Origin of the sequence: Burkholderia sp. 22313 (genome assembly GCF_052045245.1) — a bacterium.
Classification (GTDB): Bacteria; Pseudomonadota; Gammaproteobacteria; order Burkholderiales; family Burkholderiaceae; genus Burkholderia.
This window is the reverse complement of record NZ_JBQEON010000013.1, coordinates 28,535-53,435: the sequence shown is the minus strand read 5'-3', so window position 1 is coordinate 53,435 and position 24,901 is coordinate 28,535. Positions and strand designations below refer to the sequence as shown.

25 protein-coding genes are annotated in these 24,901 nt (G+C 68.1%); 17 read left to right on the top strand and 8 right to left on the bottom strand.

The window, feature by feature from the left end; all coding sequences use genetic code 11:
• Window positions 1–2 precede the first annotated feature (2 nt).
• The 7 genes from ACTJKF_RS13125 to ACTJKF_RS13095 all read left to right on the top strand — a co-directional run bounded on the left by ACTJKF_RS13125 (window position 3) and on the right by ACTJKF_RS13095 (window position 7,037).
• Window positions 3–902 (top strand): efflux RND transporter periplasmic adaptor subunit, encoded by a 900-nt coding sequence (locus tag ACTJKF_RS13125; RefSeq protein ID WP_440623958.1) that lies wholly within the window; start codon window positions 3–5, stop codon window positions 900–902.
• Window positions 896–2,308 carry an efflux transporter outer membrane subunit gene (locus ACTJKF_RS13120; protein WP_440623957.1) on the top strand — a complete coding sequence of 471 codons (1,413 nt, stop codon included), beginning with the start codon at window positions 896–898 and terminating at the stop codon, window positions 2,306–2,308. Before ACTJKF_RS13125 ends, ACTJKF_RS13120 begins: the two co-directional genes overlap by 7 nt.
• A gap of 230 nt (window positions 2,309–2,538) precedes the next feature.
• Window positions 2,539–3,486, top strand: coding sequence for a transcriptional regulator CynR (gene cynR, locus ACTJKF_RS13115; protein ID WP_440623956.1), 948 nt, complete (start codon window positions 2,539–2,541; stop codon window positions 3,484–3,486).
• Window positions 3,487–3,927: 441 nt separating this feature from the next.
• Window positions 3,928–4,233, top strand: a complete 306-nt coding sequence (locus ACTJKF_RS13110) for a hypothetical protein (protein ID WP_440623955.1) — start codon at window positions 3,928–3,930, stop codon at window positions 4,231–4,233.
• A gap of 37 nt (window positions 4,234–4,270) precedes the next feature.
• Entirely contained in the window at window positions 4,271–5,236 is a 966-nt protein-coding gene (locus ACTJKF_RS13105; RefSeq protein WP_440623954.1) for a LysR substrate-binding domain-containing protein, read from the top strand.
• Window positions 5,237–5,389: 153 nt separating this feature from the next.
• The gene (locus ACTJKF_RS13100; RefSeq protein ID WP_440623953.1) at window positions 5,390–5,713 is read left to right on the top strand and encodes a DUF4148 domain-containing protein; all 324 of its coding nucleotides are present in this window, start codon (window positions 5,390–5,392) and stop codon (window positions 5,711–5,713) included.
• A 202-nt stretch (window positions 5,714–5,915) separates the two neighbouring features.
• A complete protein-coding gene (locus ACTJKF_RS13095) occupies window positions 5,916–7,037 on the top strand; it encodes a molecular chaperone DnaJ (protein ID WP_440623952.1) in 1,122 nt (373 codons plus the stop codon).
• 22 nt (window positions 7,038–7,059) lie between these two features.
• Here ACTJKF_RS13095 and ACTJKF_RS13090 read toward each other — a convergent pair whose 3' ends face one another.
• The 6 genes from ACTJKF_RS13090 to ACTJKF_RS13065 all read right to left on the bottom strand — a co-directional run bounded on the left by ACTJKF_RS13090 (window position 7,060) and on the right by ACTJKF_RS13065 (window position 12,933).
• On the bottom strand, window positions 7,060–7,965 hold the full coding sequence (locus tag ACTJKF_RS13090) for a LysR family transcriptional regulator (protein ID WP_440623951.1): 906 nt from the start codon (window positions 7,963–7,965) through the stop codon (window positions 7,060–7,062).
• Window positions 7,966–8,325: 360 nt separating this feature from the next.
• Window positions 8,326–9,570, bottom strand: a complete 1,245-nt coding sequence (locus tag ACTJKF_RS13085) for an acyl-CoA dehydrogenase family protein (RefSeq protein ID WP_440623950.1) — start codon at window positions 9,568–9,570, stop codon at window positions 8,326–8,328.
• A gap of 38 nt (window positions 9,571–9,608) precedes the next feature.
• Window positions 9,609–10,367 (bottom strand): SDR family NAD(P)-dependent oxidoreductase, encoded by a 759-nt coding sequence (locus ACTJKF_RS13080; protein ID WP_440623949.1) that lies wholly within the window; start codon window positions 10,365–10,367, stop codon window positions 9,609–9,611.
• A 7-nt stretch (window positions 10,368–10,374) separates the two neighbouring features.
• Window positions 10,375–11,139 (bottom strand): SDR family oxidoreductase, encoded by a 765-nt coding sequence (locus tag ACTJKF_RS13075; protein ID WP_440623948.1) that lies wholly within the window; start codon window positions 11,137–11,139, stop codon window positions 10,375–10,377.
• Window positions 11,140–11,206: 67 nt separating this feature from the next.
• Complete coding sequence (locus ACTJKF_RS13070; protein ID WP_440623947.1) at window positions 11,207–12,238, bottom strand: phosphotransferase; 1,032 nt, start codon at window positions 12,236–12,238, stop codon at window positions 11,207–11,209.
• A 20-nt stretch (window positions 12,239–12,258) separates the two neighbouring features.
• Window positions 12,259–12,933, bottom strand: coding sequence for a histidine phosphatase family protein (locus ACTJKF_RS13065; RefSeq protein WP_440623946.1), 675 nt, complete (start codon window positions 12,931–12,933; stop codon window positions 12,259–12,261).
• A gap of 204 nt (window positions 12,934–13,137) precedes the next feature.
• Between ACTJKF_RS13065 and ACTJKF_RS13060 the strand changes: the two genes are divergently transcribed.
• The 4 genes from ACTJKF_RS13060 (at window position 13,138) to ACTJKF_RS13045 (ending at window position 16,981) form a co-directional block, all read left to right on the top strand.
• Window positions 13,138–13,293, top strand: a complete 156-nt coding sequence (locus ACTJKF_RS13060) for a DUF3309 family protein (protein ID WP_440623945.1) — start codon at window positions 13,138–13,140, stop codon at window positions 13,291–13,293.
• A 223-nt stretch (window positions 13,294–13,516) separates the two neighbouring features.
• Entirely contained in the window at window positions 13,517–14,245 is a 729-nt protein-coding gene (locus tag ACTJKF_RS13055) for a response regulator (RefSeq protein ID WP_440623944.1), read from the top strand.
• Window positions 14,242–15,369 carry an ATP-binding protein gene (locus tag ACTJKF_RS13050; RefSeq protein WP_440623943.1) on the top strand — a complete coding sequence of 376 codons (1,128 nt, stop codon included), beginning with the start codon at window positions 14,242–14,244 and terminating at the stop codon, window positions 15,367–15,369. Before ACTJKF_RS13055 ends, ACTJKF_RS13050 begins: the two co-directional genes overlap by 4 nt.
• 316 nt (window positions 15,370–15,685) lie before the next feature.
• The gene (locus tag ACTJKF_RS13045; RefSeq protein WP_440623942.1) at window positions 15,686–16,981 is read left to right on the top strand and encodes an MFS transporter; all 1,296 of its coding nucleotides are present in this window, start codon (window positions 15,686–15,688) and stop codon (window positions 16,979–16,981) included.
• Between the two features lie 57 nt (window positions 16,982–17,038).
• On the opposite strand, the gene ACTJKF_RS13040 is transcribed toward ACTJKF_RS13045, so the two are convergent.
• Window positions 17,039–17,254 carry a hypothetical protein gene (locus tag ACTJKF_RS13040; RefSeq protein ID WP_440623941.1) on the bottom strand — a complete coding sequence of 72 codons (216 nt, stop codon included), beginning with the start codon at window positions 17,252–17,254 and terminating at the stop codon, window positions 17,039–17,041.
• The gene (locus ACTJKF_RS13035; protein ID WP_440623940.1) at window positions 17,238–18,185 is read right to left on the bottom strand and encodes a LysR family transcriptional regulator; all 948 of its coding nucleotides are present in this window, start codon (window positions 18,183–18,185) and stop codon (window positions 17,238–17,240) included. The genes ACTJKF_RS13040 and ACTJKF_RS13035 overlap by 17 nt, the downstream gene beginning before the upstream one ends.
• A 155-nt stretch (window positions 18,186–18,340) precedes the next feature.
• Between ACTJKF_RS13035 and ACTJKF_RS13030 the strand changes: the two genes are divergently transcribed.
• The 6 genes from ACTJKF_RS13030 (at window position 18,341) to ACTJKF_RS13005 (ending at window position 24,862) form a co-directional block, all read left to right on the top strand.
• Window positions 18,341–19,387 (top strand): 4-hydroxythreonine-4-phosphate dehydrogenase PdxA, encoded by a 1,047-nt coding sequence (locus tag ACTJKF_RS13030; RefSeq protein ID WP_440623939.1) that lies wholly within the window; start codon window positions 18,341–18,343, stop codon window positions 19,385–19,387.
• Between the two features lie 49 nt (window positions 19,388–19,436).
• The gene (locus ACTJKF_RS13025) at window positions 19,437–20,609 is read left to right on the top strand and encodes an L-rhamnonate dehydratase (RefSeq protein WP_440623938.1); all 1,173 of its coding nucleotides are present in this window, start codon (window positions 19,437–19,439) and stop codon (window positions 20,607–20,609) included.
• Window positions 20,610–20,617: 8 nt separating this feature from the next.
• Window positions 20,618–21,535: a dihydrodipicolinate synthase family protein gene (locus tag ACTJKF_RS13020; RefSeq protein ID WP_440623937.1), complete on the top strand. Its 918-nt coding sequence runs from the start codon at window positions 20,618–20,620 to the stop codon at window positions 21,533–21,535.
• Between the two features lie 101 nt (window positions 21,536–21,636).
• Window positions 21,637–22,929: an MFS transporter gene (locus ACTJKF_RS13015; RefSeq protein WP_440623936.1), complete on the top strand. Its 1,293-nt coding sequence runs from the start codon at window positions 21,637–21,639 to the stop codon at window positions 22,927–22,929.
• A gap of 51 nt (window positions 22,930–22,980) precedes the next feature.
• Window positions 22,981–23,928, top strand: a complete 948-nt coding sequence (locus ACTJKF_RS13010) for a YncE family protein (RefSeq protein ID WP_440623935.1) — start codon at window positions 22,981–22,983, stop codon at window positions 23,926–23,928.
• On the top strand, window positions 23,906–24,862 hold the full coding sequence (locus ACTJKF_RS13005) for an amidohydrolase family protein (RefSeq protein WP_440623934.1): 957 nt from the start codon (window positions 23,906–23,908) through the stop codon (window positions 24,860–24,862). Before ACTJKF_RS13010 ends, ACTJKF_RS13005 begins: the two co-directional genes overlap by 23 nt.
• Window positions 24,863–24,901: the final 39 nt, after the last annotated feature.

Here is a 24,901-nt window from a genome sequence, read left to right as displayed (position 1 = left end):
CAATGAAGCGAATCATTCCCCTGTTGCGTACCGTGCTGACGGCCGCAATCATCCTCGGCATCCTCGGCGCGATCTACGGGCTGTGGATCCGCTACCAGATCGAACCGCTCACGCGCGACGGCAAGGTGCGCGCCGACGTGGTGCCGATCGCGCCCGACGTCAGCGGTCTCGTCACCGACGTCCGCGTGCACGACAACCAGAAAGTGACGAAGGGCCAGGTGTTGCTCGTGATCGACCCGTCGCGCTACCAGATCGCACTCCAGCAGGCCGACGCAAACGTCGCCAGCGACCAGGCCGATCTCGACGAAGCGATTCGCGAGGATCGCCGCAATCGCGCGATGCCGGACGTCGTCGCCGAAGAGTCGACGCAGCAGGGCACGACGCGTGTCGAGAAGCTGCGCGCCGCGCTCGCCCAGGCCCGTTCCGCACGCAACCTCGCCGCGCTGAACCTCGAGCGCACGCTCGTGCGCGCGCCGATCGACGGCACGGTGACCAACGTCGGGCTGCTGCCCGGCGTGTACCTGAACGCCGGCAAGGGCGCGATGGCGCTGGTGAACGACACGTCGCTGCGCGTCGAAGGTTACTTCGAGGAAACCAAGCTGCCGGCGATTCATGTCGGCGATCCGGCCAGCATCTACCTGATGGGCGTCGCGAGCGAGATCCGCGGCCACGTGCAGAGCATCGCCGGCGGCGTCGAGGACCGCGAGCGCGCGGGCGGCGATGCGCAACTCGCGAACGTGAACCCGGCGTTCACGTGGGTGCGGCTCGCGCAGCGCATCCCGGTGCGCGTCGTGATCGATTCGGTGCCGCCGGGCGTGCGGCTCGTGCCGGGCCAGACCGCGTCGGTCGAGATTCATGCGCGCGCCGGCGACGTCACGGTGCGCCGGAGCCTGCCATGGTAAGCCTGCGGACCACCGCCATCGCCGCGCTGTGCATCGCGCTCGCCGCCTGCGCCGAGGTCGGCCCCGACTATCGCGTGCCGTCGAATGCGCTCGTGAATGCCCCGGCGGCCAACGGAACGTTCGTTGCGGGTGCATCGGTCGCGTCGAACGATCCGTTGCCCGATCACTGGTGGCGCCTCTACAACGATCCGGTGCTCGACGGCCTCGTCGAAAAGGCACTGGCGAGCAATGTCGACCTGCGCGCCGCGCAGGCGAACCTCGAACGCAGCAATGCGCTGCTCGCGGCAACGCGCACCGCGCGCGAGCCGAGCGCCGGCGTCGACGCGTCGACGAACTACACGCAGCAGTCGGCGGCGTCGGTGCTGTCGCATATCGAGCCGCCGCGCCACGAGATCTACAACATCGGGCTCACGATGAGCTATGACCTCGACCTGTTCGGCGGGATCCGGCGCGGGATCGAGGCGGCGTCCGCCGACAACGAGGCCGTCGCCGCGGCGCGCGATCTCGTGCGCGTAAACGTCGCCGCCGAGGTCACGCGCGCGTATTCGGACCTGTGCAATGCCGGCAACCAGATCGACGTGCTGCAGCGTTCGATCGCGGTCCAGCAGCAACGCCTGTCACTGACGCGCCAGCTGATCGCGAACGGCCGCGCGCCGACCTTCGAGCAACAGCGCGACCAGGGCGGCATCGAGAACAGCCGTGCGCTGCTCGCGCCGCTGCAGGCGCGCCGCCTGAACGCGGCGTTCCGCCTCGCGACGCTGGCCGGGCAGCCGCCGGAAAACTACGATCGCGCGCTGCTGTCATGCAGCAAGCCGCTCGAGCTGTCGAAGCCGATTCCGTCCGGCGACGGACGCGCACTGCTCAAGCGCCGCCCCGACGTGCGCGCGGCCGAACGCCGGCTCGCCGCGTCGACGGCGCGGATCGGCGTCGAAACGGCCGCGCTGTATCCCGACATCAAGCTCGGCGCGAGCATCGGTTCGACCGGCGGCGCCGCCGCGTTCTTCACGCCGCTGACGAACCGCTTCGCGATCGGCCCGATGGTCACGTGGGATCTGCATCGCAGCACGATCCGCGATCGTATCGAAGCCGCGCAGGCCGACAGCCGCGCGAGCCTCGCGCATTTCGATTCGACGGTGCTCACCGCGCTGCGCGAAACCGAGACGTCGCTCGACACCTACGCGGGCGCGCTCGAGCGGCTGCAACGCCTCGAGGCGTCGCGCGACGCCGCGCGCGACGTGATGGCGCGGACCGACGAACTGCGGCGCGGCGGCCGGGTCGGCGGGCTCGTGGCGCTCGACGCGCAGCGCACGTGGCTGGCCGCCGAAACGGCCGTCGCGGCCGCGCGGCAGGACGTGAACAACGATCAGATCGCGACGTTCCTGGCACTCGGAGGCGGCTGGCAATGAGCGCGCCCGACGACCCGACGATCGAACGCCCGGCGGCCCGTGACGCGGCCCGGCAGTCCGGCGCCGCGGCCGGATGGCTGCACGCCGGGGCGGCGGACGCGCCCGGCGCCGGCAGCGGCGTGCGCGGCAACGCCACGCCGCGCCGCGCTTCGCCCCGATCCATCGCGCCGCAACCGGCGCATAATGGCGCGATCCCCGACCCATGCGACCAGCGACTCAATCCGCGGAAGATGAAGTTCACCCAACGCCCCCCCCTGCTTCGCAACATCAGCTACCTGCTGGCAATCGACGAGCACCGCAATTTCACGCGGGCCGCCGAAGCGCTCAGCGTGTCGCAGTCGGCGCTGTCGCAGAAGGTGCGCCAGCTCGAGGACGAACTCGGCGCACAGCTGTTCGACCGCAGCGGACGCATGGTCCAGCTCACCGACTTCGGCGGCGTCTACCTCGAATACGTGCGTCGCGCGTACAACGACCTGCTGACCGCGCAGCGCGCGCTGCACGACGTGCACGATCTGTCGCGCGGGCAACTGCGGATCGGCTTCACGCCCACCTTCACCGAATACCTCGTCGCGCCTGTGATCGAGCAGTTTCACGAACGCTATCCGGGCATCGTCGTCGAGATCACCGAGATGTCGCTCGACGCGGTGGAGACCGCGCTTGGCGACGACCAGGTCGACCTCGCGTTCGGCTTCGTCGACGTGCGTTCCGACGAAATCGAGGCCGAGGCGCTGTTTCCCGAGCAGCTGATGCTGGTGGTCGGCCGTACGCATCCGCTGACCGCGCAGCGCGAGCCCGTCACGCCGACGCAGCTCGCCGGCACGCCGCTCGCGCTGCTGACGACCAGCTTCGTATCGCGCTTCTACGTCGACAGCTATTTCCAGTCGTACGACATGCAGCCCGACGTCGCGTTGCAGGCGAATTCGATCAGCGCGGTGCTGAAGATCGTGAGCCGCGGCAAGATCGCGACGATCCTGCCCGGCACGATCGAGTTCGAACATCGCGACCTGCAGTACGTGCCGCTGGATCCGCCGTTTCCGGTGCGCACGGTCGCCCTGCTGCGCCGCAAGGGCGCCTATCGCACGGTTGCGTCGACCGCGTTCGCGCAGATGGTGCGAGAGATGCTGGAACACGGCAGCCTGTCGTCGCTGCGCACGCTGACGGCACGCACCCCGTCCTGACGTGCGCCGCGCGGCCCCGCCGGCCGCGAACGGTGCACTCCCCGTCGTTTCGACCCGACGCCGCATCCGCACGACGGATGCGGCGCTTGCGTGCCTGCGCATCGTCACATTTGCTTTGGATTCCGAATTCAAAAGATTCATGGAGGCGCGAACGATTCATCGGCGAATGATCGATTTGCCTTATCGACTACATCGGAAATTCGCCTTGGACACGATCAGGGTTTTCCTTCATCCTTTCGTTATCGATTCCTGGTGAATCGGTCGCGCCGAATCCCGGCGTCGAGGGCCCCGGTGCCCATGTCGCACGATCCTTCCGCACTACGCCGACACATTCGACAAGAAGAATCCGACACGCCCCCGGCCATCGACAAGACGACTCGACCACGCCGACATCCCGAATCGAATTGGTATAAAACTACATTCGTCTAATCGGAATCCTAAATGTTCAAGTCTGTCATTACCCCTGTCGCAGCAACCCTCATCGCATTCTCCGGCATCGCCGTCACCACCTGTGCATACGCCCAACAACAGCCGGCAGCGCCCGCCGTCCGGCAGCAGGCGAACGCGGTCACCGAATCCGGCACCACGCAACTCGCCGCGCGCTCGAACGACGGCAACGGCGTGCGTACCGAAGCCGCGCCGAAGGTCGTGGTGCCGCTTCGCCAGACCCCGAGCCGCACCCCGGCCACGCAGGATTCGGACTGCGTCGGCCCCGTGAGCTTCTGCAACGTGTACTTCGGCAGCTGATCCCCGCCTCTCCAACGCCCCTGCTACAGGAACCGTCGTGAACCATCTGTTCAGTGCGATGCGGGTCTTTCTCAAGGTTGCAGACACGCATCATTTTTCCCATGCCGCCAACCAGTTGAATCTTTCGCCGTCGCTGGTCACGCGCTACGTCGGCGATCTCGAGTCGCACCTGGGCGTGAAGCTGCTGCAACGCTCGACCCGCAAGACGGTGCTGACCGAAGTCGGCATCCGTTATGCGGAAGGCTGCCGCGCGCTGCTGATGGATCTCTCCGAAATCGAGTCGCGCGCCACGCAGGAGTCGAGCCGGATCTGCGGCGACCTGAACGTCGTCGTGCTGCACAGCCTGATGTCGACGGAGCTGGCCGGGCTGTTCGCCGAATACCAGTCGCGCCATCCGGAGGTGTCGCTGCACATCACGCTGACCGAAACGGAAGTCGACCTGCTCGGCGGCGGATTCGACGCCGGCATCGTCGCCGACACGATGATCACGTCGGTGTCGGTCGTATCGCGCACGCTGGTGCATGCGCCGCTCGTCGCGGTCGCCTCGCCCGGCTACCTGCTCGACGCAGCGGCGCCGCGGCGGCCGGCCGATCTCGACGGCCACCGGATCGTCGGCCTCGCGGCCGGCACGCGAACCTACCGGTGGGCCGGCCCGAACGGCACGCTCGACGCGATCCAGCTCGACGCACCCGTCACCGTGAACAGCGCGCTGATGCAGCGTCAGCTCGCGCTCGCGGGCAGCGGCATCGCCCTGCTGCCGGAATACGCGGTCGCGAACGACCTGCGCATCGGCACGCTGACGCGCGTGCTCGGCGACTACCGGATCGTGAACGACGGCGTGGCGGTGTCGCTCGTGTACCCGGGCCGCGAATTCCTGCCCGGCAAGGTGCGCGCGTTCGTCGATCTCGCCGCCGAACGGTTCAGGCTGCCGTCGCTTACGGCGTCGCGCGCGGTCGGCGCAATCCATCCGGGGGTCGCCGTCGCCGCGGCTGCCGATGCGTGAACCGCATCGTCATGGGTCGCCACTCTCACTCATTCCGGAACAGAGCTCGCCAGGATTCGCCGTATATCCGGGCGATCCGGGTTCCTAAACTTGTCACATCGGTTCAGGCCAGCGCATTCGCGCCAAACTGCAACGAAACCTTCTGAGGAAATCATGAAATCGATCATCGTCACCCTTGCCACCGTCGCCGCTACCGCCGCCGTTCTTCTCGCCGCACCGACCGCGTCGTACGCGCAGTCGTCGCACTCGACGCTCACGCGCGCGCAGGTTCGCCAGGAGCTGCTCGACCTCGAATCGGTCGGCTACGAGCCGTCCCTCGGCGACAACGGCAACTACCCGGACGACATCACCGCAGCGGAGGAACGCCTGGCCGCGAAGCGCCTCGCCGAACACAAGAGCAGCGAAGCCGCGTACGGTTCGACCGGCGCACCGGGCACGTTTTCGGGCGCACCGGCCGTGGCAGCGGTGAAGCGGTAACGCACCGGCGATAGTGACGGCATCGGCCCCTCCAGACCGATCCCTGCACCACGGGCGGACGGTTGCCCCCAGGCACCACGTTCGCAAGGTTGGCCGCGTACCGGAGATGAAGCAGGCACCGAACAGCGGCCAGTGGCACCGCGCCCATCCGGCTAAAATACCGGCCTGCCGCGCCCCCTTGCCGCGGCTGGAGGACATCACCATGACCGCACGTCGCGGTGCCGCGGTCGCCATCGCGCCCGGCCACGAGACAGCCAGCCTGTCGAAAGCCCAGACTACGTTCAATACGCTCGTCAAGCACATCGAGAAGCGGCGCGAGCGCCTCGGCGCGTGGGAAGCCGTGATGCCGGCCTTCCAGAAGAAATTCGTCGACGCCCTGTTGCCGCTCGAACAGGAAGCGACCGTGCTGCGGATCAAGCTGATCCATCTGCTCGACGACGCGTTCCTGCGGAAGGGCCTGAGCAAGGCCGAGCAGCGCACGCTGTCCGACCTGATCGCCGACATGGCGCGCGATGTGCTGAACGTCAGCGACGACGCGGCGCTGAAGGTCATTTACAACCGGCATGTCACGTCCGCGGATGGCCGCCACGCAGCGGCCGATCCCGAACCGGCGAAGGCCAAACGGGCGCCCGAACCCGAACCGCCGGAAGATCTCGACGCGCTGTCGCCCGACGAACTCGCCGCGCGGATGCAGGCCGAACTCGACGCGCAGTTCGAGCGCGACATGGCTGCTCACGCCGCTCGCGAGGCGCAGCGCGCGAAGCGCAAGAAGGCACCGAAGCAATCGGCCGCGCAGGCCCGGATCGAGGCCGAGCAGGCCGAATCGAACAAGTCGATCCGTGAGATCTATCGCAAGCTCGCCAGCGCATTGCACCCCGATCGCGAAACCGATCCGCAGGAACAGCAACGCAAGACCGTGCTGATGCAGCGGGTCAACCGCGCTTACGAGAAGGGCAACCTGCTGCAGCTGCTCGAACTGCAGCTGGAGATCGAGCAGATCGACCGGCGCGCGATCGACGGCCTCAGCGAAGCGCGGCTCACGCGCTACAACGGCATCCTCGAGGAACAGCTGCGCGAGCTCGATCAGGAGATCGTGCACGTCGAGAACGATTTCCGGCGAACGTACGGGATTGCGTCGTCCACCAAGGTCGCGCCCGATACGGTCATCCGCATGCTCACGCGCGACATTGCCGGCATGCAGCGCGGCAACCAGGACCTGACCGTCGCGCTGCGCGAATTCGAGGATCCGGATCAGGTCAGGGACTGGCTGAAGGACATGAAGCGCCGGCCAATGGCTTCGCGCTTCGACGACGAGTCGTATTGAGCGGGCAAGCGCGCCGCGCCCTTCACCGCGGCTCGCCCATCCCGCCCATCAGCATCATCAATTGCTCGCGCAGCCACTGGCTCCCCTGATCCTGATCGGCGCTGCGATGCCAGTAGCAGAAGTATTCGAGCCCCGGCATCTCGAACGGCAGTTCGAGAATCCGCGCCGGATAGCGCTGCAGCAGCCTGAGCGGCGCCGTCAGCGCGAGATCGCCGCGCATCGCGATCAGCGGCGCGACCATGTAGTGCTGCACGCGCATCTGGATGTTGCGGCGCAGCCCGAGCCGCGTCAGTTCCGCATCGACGTGCCCGCTGCCCTTGCGGCGGCTCGACACGTGGATGTGCCCCATCGACAGGTAGTCGTCCATGGTCAGCGTGTCGCCCTTGAACGGGTGATCGTCGCGGATCATGCACGCATAGCGGTCGCGCACGAGCAGCGCCTGGTGCAGGTGCGGATCGCCGATCAGCGGCGCGTCGATCGCGATGTCGACGGAGCCGTTCGCGAGCGCGGTCGCCACTTCGCGGCGGTCCATCGTGTAGCTGCGCACGTGCATGCCGGGCGCATGCGTCTGCAGCAGTTCGCCGAGCGCGGGCAGCAGCAGCGCCTCGGTCAGGTCGCTCATGCTGAGCCGGAACACGCGCTCGGACGAAGCCGGATCGAACACGTCGCCTTCGTGCGCGCTCGAATCGAGCAACTGCAGCGCCTCGCGCACGCGGCCGACGATGTTCTCGGCCATCGGCGTCGGCATCATCCCGGCCGGCGTGCTGACGAACAGCGGATCGTTCAGCGTCTTGCGCAGCCGCGCCAGCGCGTTGCTGACGGCCGGCTGCGTGAGGTTCAGCACCTCGGCCGCGCGCGTCAGGTTGCGCTTGTTGTAGATCGCCTCGAATACGACGAACAGGTTCAGATCAATCTTCGAAAGGCGCATCGCCGGATCTCCAGGGGCCTGTTCCCGCTCATAACGGGCTTGCGAACGCGCCTTGCCGGTCGTAGTGCAAGGAGAGAGGAGCGCCGTTTGGCCATGCCAAACAAGTGACGATCGACGCCGCAATACGGCCGGCAAGGCGCGTTCCCCCGTTTGGAAAAAATCATTCGCGGGGCTGGCCGCCAGAAGGGCCGGTCGCTGCGTCATGCTCCTTGCGAATACGTCGAGTATTCGCTTCGTCGCAATCCTTGCGCTCGGCCCTTCTGATGGCCAGCGCAAGCCCGTTATGAGCGGGAACAGGCCCCACATCTTAATACGGCGTGCGCCCGTTCGCCCACGTCGCTGGCTCGCGCGGTGCGCCGTTCAGCCGCGCGGCGGCCGCGTCAGGTACGGCTCGCTCGCCCCGCGCGCGGCGTCCTTGATCTCCATGCGCGCGATCGCCTGCAGGTGCACCTCGTCCGGACCGTCGGCGAAGCGCAGCGCGCGGCCCCAGGTCCACATGTCGGCGAGCGGCGTGTCGGGGCTCAACCCGGCCGCGCCGAACACCTGCATCGCGCGGTCGCACACGTCGGTATAAACCGTCGGCACCAGCGCCTTGATCATCGAGATTTCCTTGCGCGCCGCCTTCGCGCCGACCTTGTCGATCATCCACGCGGCCTTCAGCACCAGCAGGCGCGCCTGGTCGATCTCGATGCGCGAACGCGCGATCCATTCGCCGATCGTGCCGTGCCGGTTCAGCGGCTTGCCGAACGCCTCGCGCGACTGCGCACGATCGATCATCAGCTCCAGCGCGAGCTCGGCCGCGCCGATCGAGCGCATGCAGTGGTGGATGCGGCCCGGCCCGAGGCGGGCCTGCGCGAGCGCGAAGCCGCTGCCTTCCTCGCCCAGCAGGTTGCGCGCCGGCACGCGCACGTTGTCGAACGTGATCTCGCAGTGCCCTTCCGGCGCGTGGTGATTGACCACCGTGATGTTGCGCACGATCGTCACGCCCGGCGTGTCGCGCGGCACGAGGATCATGCTCTGCTGCTGGTGCGATTCGGCGTCGGGATCGGTCTTGCCCATCACGATGAAGATCTTGCAGTTCGGATGCGCGGCGTTCGTGATGAACCACTTGCGGCCGTTGATCACGTAGTCGTCGCCGTCACGCTCTATCCGCGTGGTGATGTTGGTCGCGTCCGACGAAGCCACATCGGGCTCCGTCATCGCGAACGCCGAGCGGATCTCGCCGCGCAGCAGCGGCAGCAGCCACTGTTCGCGCTGCTCGGGCGTCGCGAACATGTGCAGCAGCTCCATGTTGCCGGTGTCCGGCGCGTTGCAGTTGAACACCTCCGACGCCCAGCTCACGCGCCCCATGATCTCCGCGAGCGGCGCGTATTCGAGGTTGGTCAGGCCCATGCCCGGCTCGTCGTCCTTCAGGTGCGGCAGGAACAGGTTCCACAGACCTTCGGCCTTCGCGCGTTCCTTCAGCGCTTCCATGAACGACACGGGATACTGCCCCGCATGCACTTCCTCGTTCCACTGACGGATGCGCGGCACGATGTGCGCGTCCATGAACGCACGCACGCGTTCGCACAATTCTTCCACTTTCGGGGTGTAGCCAAAGTCCATGATCGACTCCTCGAGATTCCGGTTTCCGTTCGCTCGGTTCAGAAGGCCGAGACACCGCCGTCGACGGCGACGGCCTGCCCGGTCAGATAGGTGTTTTCCTTCGCGCACAGCATCAGCATCGCCGCGACGACTTCATCGGGGCGGCCGAGCCGCTTCATCGGCGAGCCCTGTGCCAGGAAGTCCTGGCGATCGCCGAGGTCGCTGTCGGTGACCATCGGCGTCGTGCTGTAGAACGGGCACACCGCGTTCACGCGAATGCCGTGGCGCGCGTATTCGAGCGCGGCAGTCTTCGTGAGCCCGACCACCGCGTGCTTCGACGCCGCATAGGCCGCGAGCTTCGGCGCGCCGCCGAGCCCGGCCATCGACGCGACGTTCAGGATCACGCCCTCGCGCTGCACGAGCATCTGGCGGATCTGGTGCTTCATCCCGAAGAACACGCCCTTCGCGTTCACCGCGAAGCTCAGGTCGAGATCGGCTTCGTCGGTATCGATCAGCGTCTTCATCGGCGGTGCGATGCCCGCGTTGTTGATCCCGACGTCGAGCCGTTCGAAGCCCGCGACGGCCGCCTGCACCAGCGACGCGACGTCGGCTTCGATCCGCACGTCGCAGCGCTGCGCGATCACGTCGGCGCCGCCGGCGCGCAGCCGCGCGGCCACGCGCTCGAGCGCGTCTTCGTTCAGGTCGCCGAGCGCGAGCCGCGCGCCCATCGCGGCCAGCTCGCTCGCGAGCAGCGCGCCGAAGCCGCTCGCGGCGCCGGTGATCATCACGGCCTGTCCGGCGTAGCTGTCGAGTTTCATCGCGCGCTCAGATCGTCAGGCCGCCGTCGACGACGATGCATTCGCCGTTCGTGTAGCTCGCCGCGTCCGACACGAGATACAGCACGGTACCGGCCATCTCGCGCGGCTCCGCGTGGCGGCGCAGCGGGATCTTCCCCATCCAGGTGTCGTAGATGTCCTTGTCGGCGAACAGCGCGCCGGCGAACTTCGTCTTCGTGAGGCCCGGCAGCAGTGCGTTCACGCGAATGCCGAACGGCCCGCATTCCTTCGCGAACGCCTTCGTCATGTTGACGACCGCGGCCTTCGTGATCGAGTAGATGCCCTGCCGGTCGCCCGGCTGCAGCGCATTCACCGACGCGGTGTTGACGATCGCGCCGCCGCCGTTCGCCTTCATCAGCTTGCCGGCCTCGACCGACATGAAGAAGTAGCCGCGGATGTTCACGTCGACGGTCTTCTCGTACGCGGCGAGATCGGTATCGAGGATGTGCCCGAAATACGGGTTCGCGGCCGCGTTGTTCACGAGGATGTCGAGCCGGCCATGCTTGCCGCGGATCGTCTCGAACGTCGCGGCGATGTCCTCCAGCCGCCCGACGTGGCACGCCAGCGCTTCGGCGCGGCCGCCCGCCGCGACGATCGCGTCCGCGACCGACTGGCAGTCGTCGAGCTTGCGGCTCGACACGATCACGTGCGCGCCCTGCTGCGCGAGCAGCTTCGCGATTTCCTCGCCGATGCCGCGGCTCGCGCCCGTCACCAGCGCGATCTTGCCCGTCAGGTCGAACAGATTCGTTGCCATGTTGCTGTGCTCCTCCATTGATAGATTGCCGTGCCGCGGTTCAACGATGTCGGCGAGGCCGGCGAGGTCAGCGATGCGCGTCGATCACGGCGACGGCCATCTCCGCCAGCCGGCCGGTCATCGCGCCCACCCGCAGCGCCTGCTCGCTCGACGCGTTGCCCTGCAGCGCGCGCGCCTTCACGCCCTGCGCGATCGCCGCGAGACGGAAGAAACTGAAGGCCAGATAAAAGTGCCAGTCGCGGATCGGCTCGATCCCGCGCAGTTCGCAATAGCGCGCGACGATCGCCGCTTCGTCGGGAATGCCGAGTTCCGCACGATCCTGGCCCGCGAGCCCGCGCACCTGGCCGCCCGACGGCAACCGCAGGCACATGCAGAAATACGCGAGATCGGCGAGCGGGTTGCCGAGCGTCGACAGTTCCCAGTCGAGCACGGCCTGCACGCGATAGCCGTCGCGCGCGAACATCAGGTTGTCGATCCGAAAATCGCCGTGCACCAGCGCGGGCCGGCCCGTGTCTTCCGGGCACGCGTTCGGCAGCCAGTCGATCAGCGTCTCCATCGCATCGAGGCGCTCCGTTTCCGCCGCGCGATATTGCTTGGTCCACACGCCGATCTGGCGCTCGAAGTAGTTGCCGGGGCGGCCGTAGTCGGCGAGACCCACCGCATCGACGTCCACGTCGTGCAGCGCGGCCATCGTGCGAAGCAGCGCGTCGTAGCAGGTCGCGCGCTCGGCCTTCGGCAGTTCCGGCAGCGCCGGATCCCAGAAGATCCGGCCGTCCTCGAAGCTCATCACATAGAACAGGCTGCCGATCACGTCGCGGTCTTCGCAGAGGTGATACGGGTGCGCGACCGGCACCGCGGTGCCCGACAGCGCGCTCAGCACGCGGAATTCGCGATCGACCGCATGCGCGGATTTCAGCAGCTCGCCGGGCGGCTGGCGGCGCAGCACGTAGCGGCCGCTCTTCGCGTGCAGCAGGAAGGTCGGGTTCGACTGGCCACCGGCAAACTTCTCCATGTCGAGCGGGCCTTCGAAGCCCGGCACGTGCGCTTCCAGATAGCGCGTGAGGCGGGCTGCGTCGAGGGGCTGGGAAGAGTTCGTCATCGTCGCGATCGTTCGTAGGGTCAGCCGTAGGTGCGCCACGCGTGCCGTTCCGGATCCTCGAGATGCGGGATGCCGTTGAACGACGCGAGGTGGAACGCGTCGGCGTTGAAGAAAAACTGCGAAAGACTGCTGTTGCGGATCTGCAGGTTCAGCGCGATCGCGCTGGACGACGGTGCGGCGAGCACCTGCTGCACCGTCACCGCAATCGGGCCGCCGGAGCTCACCACGAGCACGCGCCGGCTGCCGCCGTGGCGGATCGCGGCGCGCGCGTCGGCGACGCGCTGCTGGAAATGCGCCCAGGTTTCGGGCGCGGTGGTGCCGAGCTTGTCTTCCGACCAAAGGTGCAGCACCTGCCGCAGCGCGCGAAAGTGCTCCTTCATCGAGCCGGCCGCGAGCCGCGCGATTTCCGGGTAGTCACTCGCCGCCGCCGCGAACAGCCCGTGGAAGTCGTATTCGTTCAGGCCGGGATGGCGGTCGACCTGCACGCCGTCGCGGCCCATCCCGCGCAGGATCGCGGCGACCGTCTGCGCGTGGCGGTTCATCGTGCCGCACATCACGCGGTCGAATGTGAGTGCTTGCTGGGCGAAGTACTCGCCGAGCCAGACGCCCTGCTGCTCGCCTGCCGCGGAGAGCCGGTCGTAGTCGTCCGTGCCGAACGACGCCTGCCCGTGCCGTACCAGAAAGAGTTCAGCCATTGCCTTCGCCTGTGGGAAACCGAAGGCCCAGCATAGCGACCGGGTCTGCATTTTTGAAATTTATTTTCTGAATCGAGCAGTATTCATCGCATGAATTCTTCGTATTCAAACAGCGCGCTTGCGCCGGCTGTCGCCCGCCCCGCGTCGCGGAACGCGAATTGCGGATGCCAGCACCGTCATGCCACCCCCTCCAGGAGGGATGCGATGCTCGGTACGATCCTTATCATCGTTCTGATTCTGCTGCTCATCGGGGCATTTCCGGCATGGCCGCACAGCCGAAACTGGGGTTACTGGCCATCGGGCTCGGTCGGGCTGATCGTCCTCGTCGTCGTGATACTGGTGCTGCTGGATCGCATTTGAACGGGAAGGCGCGCGCCTTCTTCGTGTGTCGCCGCCGTGCCTTCTTTACAAAAGCAAGCCATGCACGGCAAACCGGCCGCGGCACGCGGGCCCGAGGGCCTGCGTGCCTGCCCGCGCGGCCGATCAACGGCCCGCCACACCGCAGCCGGCCTCGGTTCGACAGTGTTGCCCTTACGGTAGTATGGCGATTCGATGGAACCCCGATGCACCTGAACACGCGGCCATGTCCGATATTTCCTCCTCTTCCGCCGCCGGCCAGGCGCTCGTCCTGATCGCCGAGGACGAACCCGGGATTGCCGAGATCCTGATCGCCTATTTCGCGCGCAACGGCTTGCGCACGGTGCACGCCGCCGACGGCCGCCGCGCGCTCGAACTCCACCTGTCGCTGAAGCCCGACCTCGTGCTGCTCGACGTGCAGATGCCGCACGTCGACGGCTGGAAAGTCCTCGCCGAGATTCGCCATCGCGGCGACACGCCGGTCATCATGCTGACCGCGCTCGACCAGGACATCGACAAGCTGACCGGCCTGCGCATCGGCGCCGACGACTACGTGGTCAAGCCGTTCAATCCCGCCGAAGTCGTCGCGCGCGCACAGGCCGTGCTGCGCCGCTCGATGGCCGGCTCGCGTCAGGAAGAACAGCGCGTGCTGCGCGCCGCCCCGTTCGAGATCGATCTCGACCATCACGAAGCAACGGTCGAAGTCGACGGCACGCGCCACACGCTCGTGCTGACGCTCACCGAATTCAAGCTGCTCGCGCAGCTCGCGCGCGCGCCGCGGCGCGTGTTCAGCCGCGCCGAGCTGATGGCGACCTGCCTGCCGGAAGGCGACACGCTCGAGCGCACGGTGGACAGCCACGTCAGCAAGCTGCGCAAGAAGCTCGACGATCTCGGCATCAACGGCGTGCCCGCGAGCGTGCGCGGCGTCGGCTACAAGCTGTGGAGCGGCGAGTGAAGCTGGAAGGATTGAGCCGCCAGATCGCGCTGACGATGGCCGCGATGGCGTTCGGCGTGACGCTGCTGGTGGTGTTCACGGCCTATGTCTTCTATTACGTCGCGTTCAACTACTGGCCCGCGAACTTCAACACGACGGACTGGCTGCCGACCGGCCCGGAATGGGTGTGGCTGGTCGCGACCACGCTGGTCGGCCTCGTGCTGTCGGTGGCCGTCGCGGTCAATCTCGCGCGCCGCATCCTCGTGCCGCTCAACTCGGTCGCGGACAGCATCGGCCGCGTGTCGCGCGGCGATCTCGGCGCGCGCGCGGTGGCCGGCGATCGTTCGCTGCACGAAGCCGCGCGGCTCGCCGACAATTTCAACGCGCTCGCGAGCGAGCTGCAGCGCGTGACCGAGGAGCAGACGTTCTGGAACGCCGCGATCGCGCACGAGCTGCGTACGCCGGTCACCGTGCTGCGCGGACGCCTGCAGGGGCTCGCCGAAGGCGTGTTCACGCCGAGCGAAGCGCAGTTCCGCAGCCTGCTCGCGCAAGTGGAAGGATTGACGCGACTGATCGAGGATCTGCGCGTGGTCAGTCTCGCCGATAGCGGCCACCTGAGCATCGAGATCCGCGAAGCCGATCTCGCGGCGGACATCCGCGCGGTCGTCGACGTGTTCGCGCATGCGATGCAGGCCGCCGGCCAGCATCCGGCGCTCGATCTCGACGCGCGGCCGATGCGCTGCGATCCGGTGCGGATGCGTCAGGCGCTGCTCGCGCTGCTGGAAAATGCGCGCCGCCACGCGGTGCCCGGCGCGGTCCGGATCCAGACGCGCATCGAGAACGGCATGTGCCGGCTGCGCGTCGAGGACGACGGCCCCGGCATACCGGCCGACTTCGCGCCGCACGTGTTCAAGGCGTTCCGGCGCGTCGACGCGTCGCAGGCCGGCGGCAGCGGCCTCGGGCTCGCGGTCGTCGCGGCGATCGCGCATGCGCATCACGGCGAAGCCGTCTGCACGCCGGCGGCCGGCGGCGGCACGCGGTTCGACGTGTGCTGGCCCGACGATCTCGCGCTGACGCCCGACGAGCGGCGCTTTCCCGCGCAGGCCGCCGCGACGTCGAACCCGCGTCCCGGCGCGCGCGGCTGATCCGGCCTGACGCCCACCCGCGTTCCGGGCCATCGCGCCGAACGGCCGCGCGGCCTGCTTCTTCACGCGCTCGTTCGCCACCTGCCAGCATCGTGCGCCATGTGCCGTGCGCGGCCCTCCCGCATCATGCCGGAACCGCCCGTGGAAAACCCGCACTTCGTTCGACCCGTCGCCCGAGCGCGGCAAAACCGAACACCTCCGGTTATCGATTGATCCAAAAGATTCAATAGACGATGCCTCCTCCCGCGCGCGATGCTGGCCCGGCCCGTGACCGCGGCGTCATTGCAACGCCGCGCACGAACATGGAGTGAGACAGATGCCCACCGATCATCGTCAACGGCGCCACACGCTGTGGCTGCTGTGCGCACTTTCGTTCATCCTCTACGTCGACCGCGTGAACCTCGCGACCGCGGCCGGCGCGATCAAGGCCGAACTCGGGCTGTCGAACACCGAGCTCGGCATCGCATTCTCCGCGTTCGCGTATTCGTACGCGATCTGCCAGATCTTCGGCGGCTGGATCGCCGACCGCTTCGGCGCCCGCATCACGCTGATCGGTTGCGGGCTGATCTGGGTCGCATCGACGTTCATGACGGGCGTCGTGCACAGCCTCGCGCTGCTGTTCGCCGCCCGCCTGCTGCTCGGGATCGGCGAAGGCGCGACGCTGCCGGCGCAGGCCCGCGCGATCACGCACTGGTTCTCGCGCGAACGGCGCGGCGTCGTGCAAGGCTTCACGCATTCGTTCTCGCGGCTCGGCAACGCGGTCACGCCGCCGATCGTCGCCGCGCTGATGACGTGGCTGTCGTGGCGCGCGGCGTTCTTCGTGATCGGCGCCGTCACGCTGGTGTGGCTCGTGTGGTGGGTCGTCGGCTTCCGCGATTATCCGGCCGGCGACGGCGGCGACCACGGCCGTGCACGCAGCGCCACCGCCAGCGCCGCCGCCCGCTCGGCACCGGCGTCCGGCCCGACGCCGTGGGGCCCGCTGTTCCGCCGGATGGCGCCGACGATCTTCGTGTACTTCTGCTACGGCTGGACCGCGTGGCTGTTCTTCACGTGGCTGCCGACGTTCTTCCTGAACGGCAAGGGCCTCGACCTGAAGTCGACCGCGCTGTTCGCGTCCGGCGTGTTCTTCGCGGGCGTGGTCGGCGACACGCTCGGCGGCTGGCTGTGCGATCGCATCTACCGCAAGACCGGCAACCTCGCGCGGTCGCGCCAGAGCGTGATCGTCGCGAGCTTCGCCGGCGCGCTCGTCTGCCTGCTGCCGCTCGCGTTCGTGCATTCGACGGCCGGCGTCGCCCTGTGCCTGTCCGGGGCGTTCCTGTGCCTCGAACTGACGATCGGGCCGATCTGGGCCGTGCCCAGCGACATCGCGCCGACGCATGCGGGCATCGCGAGCGGGATGATGAACGCGGGCTCCGCGATCGCGGGGATCCTGTCGCCGATCCTGTTCGGCTATCTCGTGGATCGCACCGGCAGCTGGACGGTGCCGTTCATCGGGTCGGTCGCGATGCTGCTGATCGGCATCGCCGCCGCGCTGCGGATTCGGCCGGATCGCGCGTTGTCGGAATCGACGCCGTCGCTCGCCGAAGCGCCGGCCGCGCCGTCGGCACGCTGAAGCCGTTCGCTTCGGGTTCGCGTGCCGCCCCCGTCTCGCCGGCGTCGCCGTCACGCTTCACTGCGTTCCGCGATGGGGGTGGTTCGGCTGGTTCGGCTGGTTCGGCTGGCGCGGCTGATTCGGCCGATGCGGCTTGTTCGGCTTGTTCGGCTTGTTCGGCTTGTTCGGCTTGTTCGGCGTGCTCGGCCGATTCGGCTGGTTCGGTCGCCTCGGCTGGCGCGGCTGGCTCGGCCGCCTCGGCTGGCACACCGCGCCGTTACGCGCCGCCGTCATCGCCCACTCCGTCCCGGTGAAACAGCGCGAGAAAGTGCTGTGCGGGCATGCTCAGCGGCCGGTCGCGCCGCACGAGGCTGCCGTACGACGGCAGCTTCTGGTCGAGCGCGTAATCGAGGATCGCCACCAGCCCGTGCGCCGCGTTGCGCTGCGCGACGGTCAGCGGAATCACGCCGAGCATCTGCGAACGGTCGACGAGGTTCATCGTCGTCAGGATCGACCCCGTTTCGACCAGCCCGCGCGGCATCGGCTGGTGACGCGCGCGGAACTCGCGCTCGACGACCTCGCGCGCCGGGCTGCCGGCCGGCTGCAGGATCCACGTGTAATCGAGCAGCGCGTCGAATTCGACCGGCCCGGCACCCGCGAGCGGATGGTCGCGGCCCGCGATGATCGCGAGCGCCTCGTCGTCCACCACGCGGAAGTCGCAATCGGTGCCGACGTTGCGGCCGATCACCACCTCGAGCACCCCTTCTCGCAACTGCGGCATCAGCCGGTCGCTGGTATCGACCGCGATGTCGATCGCGAGCAGCGGATAGCGCGCCTTCAGCCGCACCAGCGCCTCGGTGAGCCGCCCCGGCGACGCCGCCATGATGCTGCCGATCGCGAGCCGGCCCGCGCTGCCGAGCTGCAGCTCGCCGAGCTCGCGATTGAGCGCCTCCACGCTGCCGCGGATCCCGCGGAAATAGCCGAGCACGCGCTCGCCGGCCGGGTTCACCACGAGCCCGCGCCCGACGCGGTCGAACAGCCGCTGGCCGAGCGCGCTTTCGAGCTCGGCCAGCATCTTCGTCGCGGCCGGCTGCGTGAGGCCGAGCTGCCCGGCCGCCGCGCGCAGCGTCGAGCATTCGTCCACGGCGAGCAGCAGCGCGATCTGCCGCATCCGCAGCCGGTTCAGCAATTGGGGAGTCGAGTCTCGTCGATCGATCGAGCCCATTTCGATTACTCCAAGTTATCGATTCATCAAGAGTTTTCAATTTACCGACTCATTCCGTCTACCTAGCATGAACCCCATAGACCAACGGCTTCGCGCCGCCACCGGAGACACCGCTTGAACACCCCATCGCCCGCCGCCCGCCACGGAGACGCCGCATGACGTCCGCCGCCTCCCTGCCCGTCGTCGCGCTGACGCTCGGCGACCCCGCCGGCATCGGCGCCGAGCTGATCGCGAAACTGCTCGCGCGGCCCGACGCCACCGCCCGCGCCAACCTCGTGCTGATCGGCGACCGCTGGCTGTGGGAAGCCGGCCAGCGCGTCGCCGGCGTGACGGTCGAGGTCGAGCCCGTTGCATCGCTCGCCGCCGCGCGCGGCCGGCCGTCCACCGCGCGCGCCGCGTTCGTCGCGGTCGACACGATCGATCCCGCGCAGGTCACCGTCGGCCAGGCAGCGGCGGCCGGCGGCCGCTCGACGCTGGCCGTGCTCGACCAGTGCCTCGACGCCGCGCTCGCCGGCGACATCGATGCGATCTGCTTCGCGCCGCTGAACAAGTACGCGATGAAGCTCGGCGGTCTCCAGCACGACGACGAGCTGCACCACTTCGCCGCCGCGCTCGGCGTGACCGGTTACTTCTGCGAATTCAACACGCTCGGCGAACTGTGGACCGCGCGGATCTCGTCGCATATTCCGCTGAAGGACGCGGCGGCCCAACTGAGCGTCGAGCGGATCGAACAGGCATCCGAACTGATCTACCGGTCGCTGCTCGCGAACGGCGTCGCGGCGCCGAAGGTCGCGATTGCCGCGTTCAATCCGCACGGCGGCGACGGCGGCAGCTGCGGCCGCGAGGAAGTCGACATCATCGAGCCGGCGGTGCGCAAGCTGCAGGCGCGCGACTGGCCGACCGACGCGCCGTTCCACGGCCCGTTCCCCGCCGACACGATCTTCCTGAAGGCGCAGGCCGGCGACTACCAGGCGATCGTCACGATGTACCACGACCAGGGGCAGATCGCGATCAAGCTGCTCGGCTTCTCGCGCGGCGTGACCGTGCAGGGCGGGCTGCCCGTGCCGATCACGACGCCCGCGCACGGCACCGCGTACGACATCGCGGGCCGCGGCGCCGCCGACGTCGGCGCGGCCTGGCAAGCGCTGCAGATCGCGTGCCGGATGGGCGCCGCGCGGCGCATCCGCACCGTTTCGGCGTGACGCTCGCACGCCCGCTACACACGACAACACCGATTCTGGAGACACCATCATGAAGATCCGCTCCGTGCGCGCCCGCGTATTCCAGTGGAAAGGCAAGACCGTCCCGCCGCAAGGCAACTTCTGCTCGAACGCGATGGACCTGCTGTACGCGCCGCAGGAAACCATGAGCACGTTCCGCTTCCATGCGTGGACGGTCGTCGAGGTCGAGACCGACGACGGCATCGTCGGCCTCGGCAACGTTGCGCTCGCGCCGCACGTCGCGAAGGCGATCATCGACCAGTACCTCGCGCCGCTGGTGATCGGCCAGGATCCGTGGGACTACGAATACCTGAACCAGCGGATGTATCGCGCAACCCATGCGTGGGGCCGCAAGGGCATCGGCATGGCGGCGATCTCGGCGGTCGACATCGCGATCTGGGACATCCTCGGCAAGAGCGTCGGCAAGCCGGTGTTCAAGCTGCTCGGCGGCCGCACCAAGGAAAAGATCCCCTGCTACTACTCGAAGCTCTACCGCACCGACCTGAAGGCGATGCAGGAGGAAGCGCAGCAGTATCTGAAGGAAGGCTTCCGCGCGTTCAAGATGCGCTTCGGCTACGGGCCCGCGCACGGCCAGCAGGGCGTGATGGAAAACCTGAAGTCGGTCGCGGCGATCCGCGAGGTGATCGGCTACGACAACGACCTGATGCTCGAGTGCTACATGGGCTGGAACCTGGAGTACGCGAAGCGCATCCTGCCGAAGCTGGAGAAGTACCAGCCGCGCTGGCTCGAGGAGCCGGTGATCGCCGACGACATCGACGGCTACGCGGAACTGAACCGGCTCACGACCATCCCGATCTCCGGCGGCGAGCACGAGTTCTCGCTGTACGGCTTCAAGCAGTTGCTGGACCGCAAGGCCGTGTCGGTCGTGCAGTACGACACGAACCGCGTCGGCGGGATCACGATGGCGCACAAGATCAACGCGCTGTGCGAGGCCTACAGCGTGCCGGTGATTCCGCATGCGGGCCAGATGCACAACTATCACCTGACGATGAGCACGCTCGCGTCGCCGATGAGCGAGTACTTCCCGATGTTCGACGTGGAAGTCGGCAACGAGCTGTTCTATTACATCTTCGACGGCGAACCGGTGGCCGAGAACGGCTTCCTGCAACTGCGCGACGACGCGCCGGGCCTCGGTCTCACGCTGAAGACCGCGTTCCTCGACCAGTTCGACATCGTCGAGTGAGGGCTGCCATGACCGCACGCTACCAGGGCGTCTTTCCGGTCGCGCCGACGATCTTCGACGCGCACGGCGCGCTCGACCTCGACGGCCAGCGCCGCTGTCTCGACTTCATGATCGATGCGGGCTCGCAGGGCATCTGCATCCACGCGAACTATTCTGAGCAGTTCGCGCTCGGCGACGACGAACGCGACCTCATCACCCGCACCACGCTCGAACACGTCGCCGGCCGCGTGCCGGTGATCGTCACGACGTCGCATTTCAGTGCGCGCGTCTGCGCGGAACGCAACCGTCACGCGCAGGCGCTCGGCGCCGCGATGGTGATGGCGATGCCGCCGTATCACGGCGCGACGTTCCGCGTGCCCGAAGCGCAGGTGCGCGCGTTCTTCCGCGATGTCGCCGACGGCCTCGACATTCCGCTGATGATCCAGGACGCGCCCGCGAGCGGCGTCGCACTGCCGGCGTCGTTCCTCGCGACGCTCGCACGCGAGATCGACGCCGTGTCGTACTTCAAGATCGAGACGCCCGGCGCCGCGTCGAAGCTGCGCGAGCTGATCGCGCTCGGCGGCGACGCGATCGAAGGGCCGTGGGACGGCGAGGAAGGCATCACGCTGCTCGCCGATCTCGATGCCGGCGCGACCGGTGCGATGACGGGCGGCGGCTATCCGGACGGGATCCGCCGGATCACCGACGCGTATTTCGCCGGCCACCGCGACGAAGCGTGCGAGCAGTACGCGCGCTGGCTGCCGCTGATCAACTACGAGAACCGCCAGTCGGGCTTCCTCACGGCGAAGGCGCTGATGAAGGAGGGCGGCGTGATCGCCTGCGACCGGCCGCGCGCGCCGTGGCCCGAACTGCCCCCGCCGGTGCGCGCGGGCCTGCTCGACGCGGCACGGCGGCTCGACCCGCTCGTGCTGCGCTGGGGACGCTGACCAGCCACCTTGCTGCCCCCGCAACGCGCGTGCGTTGCTCATCGGCGTGACGGCGGCCCGACAGAAGGCCGTCGCCGCTCACCACATGGATCGGAGACACCATGAACCTGTTGAACCCCGCCAGCCCGGCATACGAAGCCGGCGAAGCCATCCCGCGCCGCCGCTGGCTGCGCGTGATTCCGCCGCTGCTGCTCGCCTGCATCATTTCGTACATGGACCGCGTGAACATCGCGTTCGCGATGCCCGGCGGAATGAACGCCGATCTCGGCATGGACGCGACGATGGCCGGCCTCGCCGGCGGCATCTTCTTCTTCGGCTACCTGTTCCTGCAGATTCCGGGCGGCCGGCGCGCGGCGCTCGGCAGCGGCAAGAAGTTCATCGCGTGGTCGCTCGTGAGCTGGGCCGTGCTGTCGGTGCTGACCGGGCTCGTCACCCATACCTGGCAACTCCTGACCTTGCGCTTCCTGCTCGGCGTGGCGGAGGGCGGGATGCTGCCCGTCGTGCTGACGATGGTCAGCCACTGGTTTCCCGACCGCGAGCGCGGCCGCGCGAACGCGATGGTCATCATGTTCGTGCCGCTCGCCGGGATGATCACCGCGCCGTTGTCCGGCTTCATCCTCGCCGCGTACGACTGGCGTCACCTGTTCTTCAGCGCCGGCGCGCTGTCGCTGCTGTGCCTCGTCGCCTGGCTGCTGCTCGCCGACGACGGCCCGGAAACCGCGCGCTGGGTGTCGCCGCGCGAGAAGGCGTACATCCTCGACGCGCTGCGCGACGAACAGGCGCGCAAGCAGGCCGCCGGCACGCCGGCCGCCGCATCGTTCGGCGCGATGCTGCGCAACCCGACGATCTGGCTGCTGATCGCCATCAACTTCTGCTATCAGGTTGGTATCTACGGCTATACGATGTGGTTGCCGACGCTGCTGAAAAACCTCACGCACGGCGGAATGGGGAAAGTCGGCCTGCTCGCGATGCTGCCGTATGTCGCGATGATGATCGGGATGTTCGGCACGTCGTATTTGTCTGACCGGACCGGCAAGCGCCGCCTGTTCGTGCTGCTGCCGCTCGTCGGCTTCGCCGCGTGCCTTGCGCTGTCGGTGCTCACGCATGCGTCGATGGCCGTGTCGTTCGCGTTCCTGATCGGTTGCGGCTTCTTCCTGCAGGCGGCGGCCGGCGTGTTCTGGGCGATTCCGCCGAAGCTGTGCAGCGTCGAGACGGCCGGCAGCGCACGCGGCCTGATCAACGCGCTCGGCAACCTCGGCGGCTTCTGCGGCCCGTATGCGGTCGGCGTGCTGACCCAGCACGTGAGCGCGGCGGCCGGCGTGTACAGCCTCGCCGTCACGCTCGCGGTGGCCGGCCTGCTCGCGCTGACGCTGCCCAGGCGCTGCGAAGACTGATTGACCGCGCGCCGACACACGGGCACGCGAACGAAACAACGGAGACTCCCCATGAACGACATCCTGTTGCTGGTGCAGAAATGCGCGCACACCTTCAGCTTCTACGATCTCGAGACGAAAGCCGCGCTCAAGCACGTCGTGCTGCCGAACTTCCCGCACGAGTTCACCGTCGACGTGAACGAACGCTTCGCGTACGTCGGCATCTTCGGGATCGAGACCGCGTGGTCGCGCGGCCATGAAGGCGATCACCGGATCGCCGAGATCGACCTCGTCGAACGCACGCACACGCGGATGCTCGACCTGTGGCCGTACTACCGGCCGCACGGGATGGCGGCCGATCGCGACGGCCGGCTGTACGCGATGAGCGAGGCGCACGACATGCTGCTCGTGTTCGACGAGCCGGCCCGCCAGGCCGTGCCGAACATGGCCGTGCCGTCCGGCGGCGTGAAGACCCACCTCGTGTCGCTCACGCGCGATGCGAGCCGCGCATACGGCGTGCACCTGCTGTCGAACACGGTCACGCAGTTCCACCCGCGCGACGCGACCGTCGCGCCGCGCGCGGTGATGCCCGGCCCGCGGCCCGAAGGCAACGCGCTGTCGAGCGACGAGCGCACGCTGTTCGTCGCGAATCGCGGCGACGATACGCTCGTCGAGATCGATACCGATACGATGACCTGCGGCCGCCGCGTGAAGACGCGCAGCGATCCGAACCGCATCTACCGCACCACCGCGCCGGACGGCCGCGACCTGCTGCTGCTGACCAATTCCGGTGAACGGTCGATCTCGGTGTTCGACGCGCGGCAGCTGGAGGAGATCGAGCGCGTCGCGCTGCCCGCGAACCCGACCGCGCTGTCGTTCCATCCGTCGCGGCGCGTCGCGTACGTGTCGTTCCAGGACGACTACGTGCGCGAGCTCGATCTCGATGCGTGGCGATTCGTCAGCGCATGGCCGACGCTGCGCGAGCCGGATGCGTCGTATGTGCTCGCAGGCGCGCGCTGAGCGGCGCGACGGCGCCACGCCGGTCGACGGGATGCCGGCGGCGCTCGTCGATGCGCATCACCACCTGTGGCAACTCGGTACGGGGGCGCGCTATCCGTGGCTGCAGGAACGGTACGACCCGGCACGCTTCATGTTCGGCGAGTACGCGGCGCTGTGCCGCGATTTCAGCGTGGCCGACTACCGGCACGCCGCGCAAGGCGCCCCGATCGTCGCGAGCGTGCACGTCGAGGCCGAACGGGCACACGACGAGGCGCTCGCGGAAACGCGCTGGCTGCACGAGGTGGCGGCCGAGCATGGGCTGCCGTCGGCGGTCGTCGCGTGGGTCGATCTGCTGGCGCACGATGCGGACGAACGGCTTGCCGGGCAGGCCGCGTGGCCGCGCGTGCGCGGCGTGCGGTTCAAGCCGCGCACTGCTTCGGCGCCGGATGCCGCGCTCGAAGGACCGGCCACGCTGCGCGATCCGCGCTGGCCGGTCGCGCTGGAACGCCTGGCCGCGCATGACCTGAGCTGGGACCTGCGCGTGCCGTTCTGGCATCTCGGCGACGCGGCCGCGCTGCTGGCCGACGCGCCCGATGTGGATGTCGTGCTCGAACACGCAGGCTTGCCGTGGGATCGGTCGGAAGCGGGGCTTGCACGCTGGCGGCGTGGCATGGAGGCGCTGGCGGCATCGCCGCGCGTGAGCGTGAAGATTTCGGAACTGGGCCTGCGCGACGCGGTGTGGAACGAAGTCGACAACGCGCGAATCATCCGCGACACGATCGCGATATTCGGCTGGCAGCGCTGCCTGTTCGCAAGCAATTTTCCGGTGGCGGGGTTGCGCGTGTCGTATCCGGCGCTGCTGCGCACGTTTACCCGTGCGATGGCGGATCTCGACGATACGGCGCGTAACGCGATCTGGCACGACAACGCGATGCGCGTGTACCGGATTGCGTGAACGGGCTTGACCCGGCCCTGGGGGGCGCCTTTACGCTGG

What these genes read in the sequence shown, in the direction of transcription:
- ACTJKF_RS13015 (WP_440623936.1), top strand. Translation starts at nt 21,637, where the DNA reads ATGAACCTGTTGAACCCCGCCAGCCCGGCATACGAAGCCGGCGAAGCC.
- ACTJKF_RS13060 (WP_440623945.1), top strand. Translation starts at nt 13,138, where the DNA reads ATGCTCGGTACGATCCTTATCATCGTTCTGATTCTGCTGCTCATCGGG.
- ACTJKF_RS13065 (WP_440623946.1), bottom strand. Translation starts at nt 12,933, where the DNA reads ATGGCTGAACTCTTTCTGGTACGGCACGGGCAGGCGTCGTTCGGCACG.
- ACTJKF_RS13080 (WP_440623949.1), bottom strand. Translation starts at nt 10,367, where the DNA reads ATGAAACTCGACAGCTACGCCGGACAGGCCGTGATGATCACCGGCGCC.
- ACTJKF_RS13010 (WP_440623935.1), top strand. Translation starts at nt 22,981, where the DNA reads ATGAACGACATCCTGTTGCTGGTGCAGAAATGCGCGCACACCTTCAGC.
- ACTJKF_RS13125 (WP_440623958.1), top strand. Translation starts at nt 3, where the DNA reads ATGAAGCGAATCATTCCCCTGTTGCGTACCGTGCTGACGGCCGCAATC.
- ACTJKF_RS13070 (WP_440623947.1), bottom strand. Translation starts at nt 12,238, where the DNA reads ATGACGAACTCTTCCCAGCCCCTCGACGCAGCCCGCCTCACGCGCTAT.
- ACTJKF_RS13120 (WP_440623957.1), top strand. Translation starts at nt 896, where the DNA reads ATGGTAAGCCTGCGGACCACCGCCATCGCCGCGCTGTGCATCGCGCTC.
- ACTJKF_RS13035 (WP_440623940.1), bottom strand. Translation starts at nt 18,185, where the DNA reads ATGGGCTCGATCGATCGACGAGACTCGACTCCCCAATTGCTGAACCGG.
- ACTJKF_RS13100 (WP_440623953.1), top strand. Translation starts at nt 5,390, where the DNA reads ATGAAATCGATCATCGTCACCCTTGCCACCGTCGCCGCTACCGCCGCC.
- ACTJKF_RS13095 (WP_440623952.1), top strand. Translation starts at nt 5,916, where the DNA reads ATGACCGCACGTCGCGGTGCCGCGGTCGCCATCGCGCCCGGCCACGAG.
- ACTJKF_RS13025 (WP_440623938.1), top strand. Translation starts at nt 19,437, where the DNA reads ATGAAGATCCGCTCCGTGCGCGCCCGCGTATTCCAGTGGAAAGGCAAG.
- cynR (WP_440623956.1), top strand. Translation starts at nt 2,539, where the DNA reads ATGAAGTTCACCCAACGCCCCCCCCTGCTTCGCAACATCAGCTACCTG.
- ACTJKF_RS13110 (WP_440623955.1), top strand. Translation starts at nt 3,928, where the DNA reads ATGTTCAAGTCTGTCATTACCCCTGTCGCAGCAACCCTCATCGCATTC.
- ACTJKF_RS13085 (WP_440623950.1), bottom strand. Translation starts at nt 9,570, where the DNA reads ATGGACTTTGGCTACACCCCGAAAGTGGAAGAATTGTGCGAACGCGTG.
- ACTJKF_RS13005 (WP_440623934.1), top strand. Translation starts at nt 23,906, where the DNA reads ATGTGCTCGCAGGCGCGCGCTGAGCGGCGCGACGGCGCCACGCCGGTC.
- ACTJKF_RS13055 (WP_440623944.1), top strand. Translation starts at nt 13,517, where the DNA reads ATGTCCGATATTTCCTCCTCTTCCGCCGCCGGCCAGGCGCTCGTCCTG.
- ACTJKF_RS13020 (WP_440623937.1), top strand. Translation starts at nt 20,618, where the DNA reads ATGACCGCACGCTACCAGGGCGTCTTTCCGGTCGCGCCGACGATCTTC.
- ACTJKF_RS13075 (WP_440623948.1), bottom strand. Translation starts at nt 11,139, where the DNA reads ATGGCAACGAATCTGTTCGACCTGACGGGCAAGATCGCGCTGGTGACG.
- ACTJKF_RS13090 (WP_440623951.1), bottom strand. Translation starts at nt 7,965, where the DNA reads ATGCGCCTTTCGAAGATTGATCTGAACCTGTTCGTCGTATTCGAGGCG.
- ACTJKF_RS13045 (WP_440623942.1), top strand. Translation starts at nt 15,686, where the DNA reads ATGCCCACCGATCATCGTCAACGGCGCCACACGCTGTGGCTGCTGTGC.
- ACTJKF_RS13030 (WP_440623939.1), top strand. Translation starts at nt 18,341, where the DNA reads ATGACGTCCGCCGCCTCCCTGCCCGTCGTCGCGCTGACGCTCGGCGAC.
- ACTJKF_RS13040 (WP_440623941.1), bottom strand. Translation starts at nt 17,254, where the DNA reads ATGACGGCGGCGCGTAACGGCGCGGTGTGCCAGCCGAGGCGGCCGAGC.